6 protein-coding genes and 1 rRNA gene are annotated in these 6,738 nt (G+C 77.1%); 4 read left to right on the top strand and 3 right to left on the bottom strand.

Translation table 11 applies throughout. The annotated features are described in order from the left end of the window. Together rrf and Q0848_RS13910 are read left to right on the top strand one after the other, a co-directional pair. A 5S ribosomal RNA gene (gene rrf / locus Q0848_RS13915) occupies positions 1-75 on the top strand; the annotation flags it as partial. Between the two features lie 203 nt (positions 76-278). Continuing rightward, positions 279-1,187 carry an NAD(P)-dependent oxidoreductase gene (locus Q0848_RS13910; RefSeq protein WP_299038547.1) on the top strand — a complete coding sequence of 303 codons (909 nt, stop codon included), beginning with the start codon at positions 279-281 and terminating at the stop codon, positions 1,185-1,187. 302 nt (positions 1,188-1,489) lie between these two features. Here the strand turns inward: Q0848_RS13910 and Q0848_RS13905 are convergent, their stop codons facing one another. Further along, the gene (locus Q0848_RS13905; protein ID WP_299038544.1) at positions 1,490-2,179 is read right to left on the bottom strand and encodes a TetR/AcrR family transcriptional regulator; all 690 of its coding nucleotides are present in this window, start codon (positions 2,177-2,179) and stop codon (positions 1,490-1,492) included. Positions 2,180-2,289: 110 nt separating this feature from the next. Between Q0848_RS13905 and Q0848_RS13900 the strand changes: the two genes are divergently transcribed. Further along, positions 2,290-3,243, top strand: a complete 954-nt coding sequence (locus Q0848_RS13900) for an NAD-dependent epimerase/dehydratase family protein (protein ID WP_299038542.1) — start codon at positions 2,290-2,292, stop codon at positions 3,241-3,243. A 27-nt stretch (positions 3,244-3,270) separates the two neighbouring features. Further along, positions 3,271-3,834 carry a biotin-dependent carboxyltransferase family protein gene (locus Q0848_RS13895; RefSeq protein ID WP_299038552.1) on the top strand — a complete coding sequence of 188 codons (564 nt, stop codon included), beginning with the start codon at positions 3,271-3,273 and terminating at the stop codon, positions 3,832-3,834. A 173-nt stretch (positions 3,835-4,007) separates the two neighbouring features. Here the strand turns inward: Q0848_RS13895 and Q0848_RS13890 are convergent, their stop codons facing one another. Continuing rightward, positions 4,008-4,181: a type II toxin-antitoxin system Phd/YefM family antitoxin gene (locus Q0848_RS13890; RefSeq protein ID WP_299038539.1), complete on the bottom strand. Its 174-nt coding sequence runs from the start codon at positions 4,179-4,181 to the stop codon at positions 4,008-4,010. Between the two features lie 60 nt (positions 4,182-4,241). Beyond that, positions 4,242-6,623, bottom strand: a complete 2,382-nt coding sequence (locus Q0848_RS13885; RefSeq protein ID WP_299038538.1) for a helicase-associated domain-containing protein — start codon at positions 6,621-6,623, stop codon at positions 4,242-4,244. Positions 6,624-6,738: the final 115 nt, after the last annotated feature.

The following is a 6,738-nucleotide window of genomic DNA, read 5'->3' as shown; positions in this document are numbered from 1 at the left end:
AACCCGGAAGCTAAGCCCGTTCGCGCCGATGGTACTGCGTGGGGGACTGCGTGGGAGAGTAGGTCGCCGCCGGACATCTTTTGTGGGAAGCCGTTCCTGGCTCCTTGTTCGTGGTCTTCTTCGGGAGGGCGCGGGTGAGGGTGCCGGGGGCGGCTTCTCGCATTTCTGACTCTCGTCGTGCACCGCGGCAGGACGAGGACCGGGTTGCCGGGCGGCCTTTCTTGGGGCCTGGAGCCGTCGAAGGGCCGTGGCGCGCGTCCACTGGCAGGGTGGTCGTCATGTCTGAGAACCCGCCCCCCGTCGTCGTGGTGACCGGTGCGAACGGGCTGGTGGGCACCGCGGTGTGCCACGCGCTCATCGAGCACTCGGCGCAGGTGCGGGCCGTCGTCCGTCGCGCCGGGACCGCTCCCCAGTTCGAGGGCGTGACCGAGTTCGTGGGCGACTTCGCGGATCCCGAGCTCGCCCGTGAGGTGACCGAGGGCGCCGACGCCGTCATCACGACCGTCCACCCGATGGGCTCGCCGCGTGACGTCCAGCACCAGGTGGCCGTCGAGGGCACCCCGGTCCTCGCCCGTGCCGCGCGCGACGCGGGAGTCGCCCGGCTCGTCCACGTGTCGACGGCGGGCGTCTACGACCGGTCCGCCGGTGTCGGGGACGTGGCCGAGGACGGGTCCCTCCTCCCCGAGGGCAGTGGCGACTACCCCGACACGAAGAACGCCACCGACGCGGCGCTGGCGCAGGTCGAGGGCCTCACGACGGTGCTGGTTCGCCCGCCGGCCATCATGGGCGCCGGAGAGACGTCGGTGTGGAACACGCTGCGGCCCCAGGAGGTCCGCGACGGCGAGCGTTCGGCCAACCCGGACAAGACGTGGGCATGGATCCACGTCAACGACCTGGCGACCCTCGTCGCGGACGTGGCCGCCGGGACCATCCCCACCGTCGACGACGACCCCGAGCAGGGACCGGTGGCCGGCGCGACGACGCCGGTCATCGTCGCCGGGGAGCCCGCGACGTGGCGCGACTACCTCGGCGCGGTCTGCGAGGCCTTGGGCGTGGAGCCGGAGTGGACCGACGAGGAGGAGTGGACCGGACAGCTGGTCACCGACCGCGTGCAGCGGTGGGGCTGGGCTCCGCGCGTGAGCCTCAGCGAGGCGCTCGGGGAGCTGCGACAGGGTCTGCGGGCCTGAGGATGCCGCCGGCGCGTGGCGTCGACCGCGCACCAGATCCACGGGCCGACCCGGGGCCCGTCACGACGGACGGGTCGGATGGTCTCGCGTCAGGTGCCGGTCTCCTGCCGGCGAGCGGCGACGCGACGTGACGCGGCGCCGCCCGCGGATGCGAGGGGACGTGCCGGCTCCGTGCACCGCACGGAGGCGACGTGCAGCGCGCCGGCGGACGTCGTCGCCGTGGGGCGAGCGGCTGACTGGGCGTCACGGGTGCAGGCGCGAGCTGGCCCGGGGCGGCCCCGGTCGACGAGGTCCTCTCGTCCTCAGCCCTGCAGACCCACGACATCGGCCAGCCGCCCCACCTGCTCGGCGAAGAAGGCGTCCCGGTCGGTGACGACGCCGACGAGCTGGCCGAACAGCTCGAAGCTCACGAGGCCGAGAGCCGAGCTCCAGGCGAGGACGGCGCGGCTGCGGGCGTCGTCGTCGAGCGCGGGGTGCTCCCCGCCCAGGACGGGGACGACGGCGGGGCCGACGAGGTCGGCGCGACCCGGGACGGGCGGGCGCCCGGCCAGTCGGCCGGTGCGGGCGGCGTCGCCGAGGACGCCGCCGAAGACCGCGGCCGAGCGGCCGGCCGCCACGACGGTGTCCTGCGGCGCGGCGTACCCGGGCACCGGGGAGCCGTAGAGCAGCGCCCACTCGTGCGGGTGCGCGAGCCCCCACGTCCGCACGCCCCGGCAGACGGCGACCCAGCGCTCGCGCGGCGCCAGGGCGGCGTCGTCGGCGTCCTCGGCGGCGGCGCCCAGCGACTCGTAGGCGGCGACGAGCAGCCGCGTCAGCAGGTCGTCGCGGCTCGGCACGTAGCGGTAGACCGCCGACGACGCGAGCCCCAGCTCCCGCGCGACCGCCCGCAGCGAGAGCGCTGCGGCGCCGACCTCGGCCAGCTGCCCGCGCGCCGTCGCCACGATGTCCGCCGTCAGCGCCTCCCGGGCGCGTTCCCTCGCCGTGCTCACCACCCGACAACCATAGCGGTGCTCACCGACGAGAGCAGTGTTCTTGACGCGGAGGCCGTCGAAGGAGAACAGTGCTCTCGGAAGGGACCAGTGCACTCGTTGAGGAGGTCGTCATGGGGCGTCACGTGGTGGTGGGCAAGGGGCCGGTCGGGTCCGCGGTGGCCGAGGAGCTGGTGCGGGGCGGGCACGAGGTCGTCGTGCTGTCGCGCAGCGGCGGGCGGTCGACTGCGCAGGTGCGGCACGTCGCCGTCGACGCGGCGGACGGGACCGCGCTCGCGGGCGCGGCGAAGGGGGCGGAAGTGCTCTACAACGCCGTGAACCCGAAGGACTACACGCGCTGGGCGCGGGAGTGGCCGCCGATCGCCGCGGCGCTGCTGCGGGCCGCGGAGGAGAGCGGCGCGGTGCTCGCCGTCACCGGCAACCTCTACGGCTACCCCCGCCCGAGCCGGCCGATGACGGCGACGGACCCCTACGACACGACCGAGGCCAAGGGCGCCCTGCGGGCGGCGATGTGGCGCGACGCGCTCGCGGCGCAGGAGGCCGGCCGGGTGCGCGGCGTCGTCGACGTCCGGGCCTCGGACTTCGTCGGTGCGGTGCCGCCGGCGCAGTCGCACCTGGCGCGGCAGGTCGAGACGCTGCGCCGCGGACGGCGCGCCTGGGTGGTCGGCGACCCCGACGCCCTCCACAGCTGGACCTACGTGCCCGACCTCGCCCGGGCGCTCGTGCACCTGGGCGCGGACGAGCGGGCGTGGGGCCGGGCCTGGATGGTCCCGAGCGGGGAGCCGCGCTCGCAGCGCCAGGCCCTCACCGACGTCGCTGCGGCGATGGGGCTGCCGGCGCCGAAGGTCAGCGGCATGCCGTGGCCGGCGCTGCGGGCGGTCGGCCTCGTGAGCGGGCAGATGCGGGAGATCGTCGCCATCCGGCACCAGTGGGACGCCGACTTCGTCCTCGACGCCACCGAGACCACGGAGGTCTTCGGTCTCACCGCGACGCCGTGGGCGCAGGCGGTGCGGGCGACGGTCGAGGGGGTGGCGACGGCGTCCGGGTCTGACGGCGTCCGGGTCTGACGGTGCAGAGACGTCGCCGAGCTCTCGCTGGGGCCCGCGGCGACGGGTGTCCGCGCCGACCTCGCCGTCCGCGGCGGGGTCGTCGTCCCGCCCGTGCTGGGCAGCCGCTCCACCGACGTCCTCGCCGGCCTGGGGCCCGACGCCGTGACGGAGACGAGCGTGCTGCCCGTCGGCGACCCGGGCGAGGAGGGCTGCGGTGACGTCGTCGTCGACTGCGCGCCCCCCGGGGGGCTCGACCGCGGCGGGCCGGTCGTGCTGCGGGTGGTCCCGGGGCCGCGGGGCGACCGGTTTGCCCCCGACGCCGTGGACGCCCTCGCCCGCCCGACGTGGACTACGGGCGCGGACGCCGACCGCGTCGGCGTGCGCCTGCAGGGCGAGCCGCTCGTGCGCGCCCGCGAGGGCGAGCTCCCGAGCGAGGGCGTGGTCCGCGGCTCGCTGCAGGTGCCGCCGTCCGGGCTGCCGACGCTGCTGCTCGCCGACCACCCCGTCACCGGCGGCTACCCGGTGATCGGCGTCGTCGTCGCGCAGGACGTCGACCGCGCGGCGCAGCTGCGGCCGGGGGACGCGGTGCTGCTCGTGGTGCGCCGCTGAGCGCGCCGCTCAGTCCGTCGTCACGGCTCCACCTCGTGCGGGACGCGGGGCGGGCTCCGGGTGCTCAGCACGCTCGCGCCGAGCACCGCTGGCCCGGCGTCACGGGGATGGCAGCTCGTCGGTGGTGTCGCCGGCGAGGTCGTCGCGCAGGCCCGGGTCGGCCTGGCGTCGACTCAGCAGGTCGACGAGGTCCGCGCGGGAGAGAACGGGCGACGGCCGGTACGGACGGCGGTGGTCTCCCCGACCGGGGATCCGTCCACGGTGACGGTGACGGGGGTGCCGTCGGCGACCCGGCGCAGCACCTCGGCGGTGTGGTCGCGCAGGTCGCGAGAGGAGATCGTCGTCATGGGCGCGAGTGCGACCGTCGCGCCACGCCTCGGTGCCACCATCGAGGCGATCGTCCTCGCTCACACGCCAGCGTTGACCTCGAGCACCCGGTCGAGGGCGAAGGCCCGCTCGTCGTCGCGCAGGTGGCACCACGCGACCAGGACGCCGCCGCGCAGCCGCGCTTCGCTGACCGCGCGGGTGGTGAAGCGCCCGGTGCTCGAGCGGTAGCGCAGGACGACGGGCTCGCCGGTGTCGACGGCGTGGAGCAGCAGGCGGTGGGCGATCGGGCTCAGCCGCGGGGCCAGGCGGCGCAGCACAGCCTCCCGTTCGTCGTCCGGAGCGCCGGTGGGGGCGCCGGCGAGGAGGGCGGCGGCCAGGGCCTCGACGTCGGGGGCGCCGACCTCTGGGGCGACGTCGGCGACGGTGGGCCGCACCCGCTCCTCCGCGGCGGCAGGGGAGCGGGCGGCCTCGCCGGGGTCGTCCGGGCGCGGCGGCACGAGGTCGGCGCCGGAGGCGTCCTCCCCGACCGGCAGGTACCCGGCCGCGCGCAGCGCCCCCAGGGTCGTCGCCGCGTCCTGCGTCCCGGTGAGCACGGTCGGTGCGACGTGGACGAGGCCGAGAGCGCGCAGCGAGCGGTCGGCGGCCGCCTGGGCGAGCAGGGCCTCGTCGTCGCCGCGGACGACGCAGACGGCCTCGCGGACCCGGAGCGAGCCGTGACGGCGGGCGACGTCGGCCAGGAGGTACTCGAGCGGCTGCGGCAGGGCGCCCGCGACGTCGGCGAGCTCGCGGTGCAGCTGCTCGCCGGACCAGCCGGCGTCGAGGGCGCGGCGGATGCTGCCGGGGGTGAAGCGCCAGACGACGGCGCCGCCCCGGCCCTCGCGGTCGGCGCAGGCGTCGAGCAGCGCGGTGACCCGGCCGGACGGCGTGCCGGGGACGACGGCCGTGAGGTCGGCGCCCACGACGGCGGCGTCCTCGGTGGCCGGGAGCGCGGCGGCGGCCACCCGGACGAGCGCCTCGTCGTCGCCGTGCAGCAGCGCCAGGCCCAGCGGCGTCGGCGAACCGTGCGCGACGACGCCCAGCGCCGTCATCTCGGCCCACGTCGCGGGCAGGCCCTCGCCGTCGGTGGGGTCGACGACGGCGGGCAGGTACCAGCCCACGAGCCGTTCGGCGTCCTGCGACGTGAGGCCCTCGCCCGGGGGGTGGCGGAGCAGCGTGCCGACCAGCGCGCGGCGCAGGACCCCTCCGGGCACCTCCTCGCCGACGGGCGCGAGTGCGGGCAGCGCCCGCCCGCCCCGGGTGCGGCGCGTGAGGACCTCGGGCGCGCCCCACCAGGCCCGCAGCACGGCGGCGTGCTGGACGGCCGGCTCGGCGGCGCGCCAGGCGGGCATCTCGCCGCCGGCCCGGAGGTGCTCGCCGACGGGCTCGACGAGGCCGGCGACGTCGAGGAGGCCGAGGGCGAGCCGGACGTCGCGCTCCGGTGCGCCGAGCCGCTTGGTGAGACGGGCCAGCTCCCGGGCGCCGACGCCGCCGGAGCGCAGCAGCGGGATGCCGTCGGAGCGCACGAGGTCGGCGACGGCGAGGACCAGCGCCGCCGACGAGGTGGCCGTGGCCGCCTGCTCGCGCTCGACGGCGGCGGGGTCCGCGCGCACGGGCGTCACGACCGGTGGCTCGGTGTCCAAGGGCGCCGTCCAGCCCGCGCCACGCAGCGCGAGCGTCACCTCGGCGGGGACGACGGCCTCGTAGCCCCAGGCCTCGCCGAGCGCGAGGCCGTGGTGGACGGCCCAGCGGCGCGCCTCGTCCACCCGCCGATAGCCGTAGCCCTCGTCCTCGCCGTAGATCTCCTCGAGCGTCTCTTCGTCCTCGGCGGCGCTCCCGCCCGTCAGCAGTCGCCCCACCACCCGCTGCATGTCCTCCGGGAGGTGGTCGACGAGGTGGCGGACGGCGTCGCCGTCGGACAGCAGCGCGTGGACGGCGGCGACGGACTCGGCCTTCCGCCCCGGCGCCGGGCGGCCGTGGGCCCGCAGGAGGAGCGTCAGCTGCGCCACGGTCAGCTCCGGCAGCAGGACCGCGAGCGGCGGGCCGAGGCCCAGCGGGTACGGGATGACCTCCCGCAGGCCGGGTGACAGGACGAGGTGGTCGCCGTCGCGTCGCACGAGCACCCGCTCGGCCAGCCAGTCGAGCGGCGGCGCCAGCGCGTCGTCGTCGGGTTCGAGGCCCAGAAGACGCCGCAGCGCGGCCTCCGACGGCCGGTCACCGGCCACGAGCAGCGCCTCGACCACCTGCAGCACGGGCAGCGGCGCCCTCGTGAGGGCGCCGCCGACCGACGACGGCTCGTCGAGGTGCGCCGCCAGCTCGGCCAGGTCACGCGGCGGGACCGGGACGACGGCGTCGGGGCGGTGGCCCAGCAGGGCCGCCAGCGCGTCGGCGGGCAGGGCGGCGAGGTGGTCGAGAAGGCTCGGCACGGGAGGCAGTCAACCGGAGGCGAGGACAGCTCGGGGGAGCTCTTGTGGACGACGGCGGCTCCGGGGGCGCAGGCGGCCGGCCACCGGGCTCCAGGTCGGTCAGGCTGGGGGCGCC

The organism is uncultured Pseudokineococcus sp. (assembly GCF_947495735.1).
Classification (GTDB): domain Bacteria; phylum Actinomycetota; class Actinomycetes; order Actinomycetales; family Quadrisphaeraceae; genus Pseudokineococcus.
This window is presented reverse-complemented; position numbering and strand designations above follow the sequence as displayed.

Coding starts and splice junctions, on each gene's coding strand:
- Q0848_RS13900 (WP_299038542.1), top strand. CDS start 2,290: ATGGGGCGTCACGTGGTGGTGGGCAAGGGGCCGGTCGGGTCCGCGGTG.
- Q0848_RS13890 (WP_299038539.1), bottom strand. CDS start 4,181: ATGACGACGATCTCCTCTCGCGACCTGCGCGACCACACCGCCGAGGTG.
- Q0848_RS13910 (WP_299038547.1), top strand. CDS start 279: ATGTCTGAGAACCCGCCCCCCGTCGTCGTGGTGACCGGTGCGAACGGG.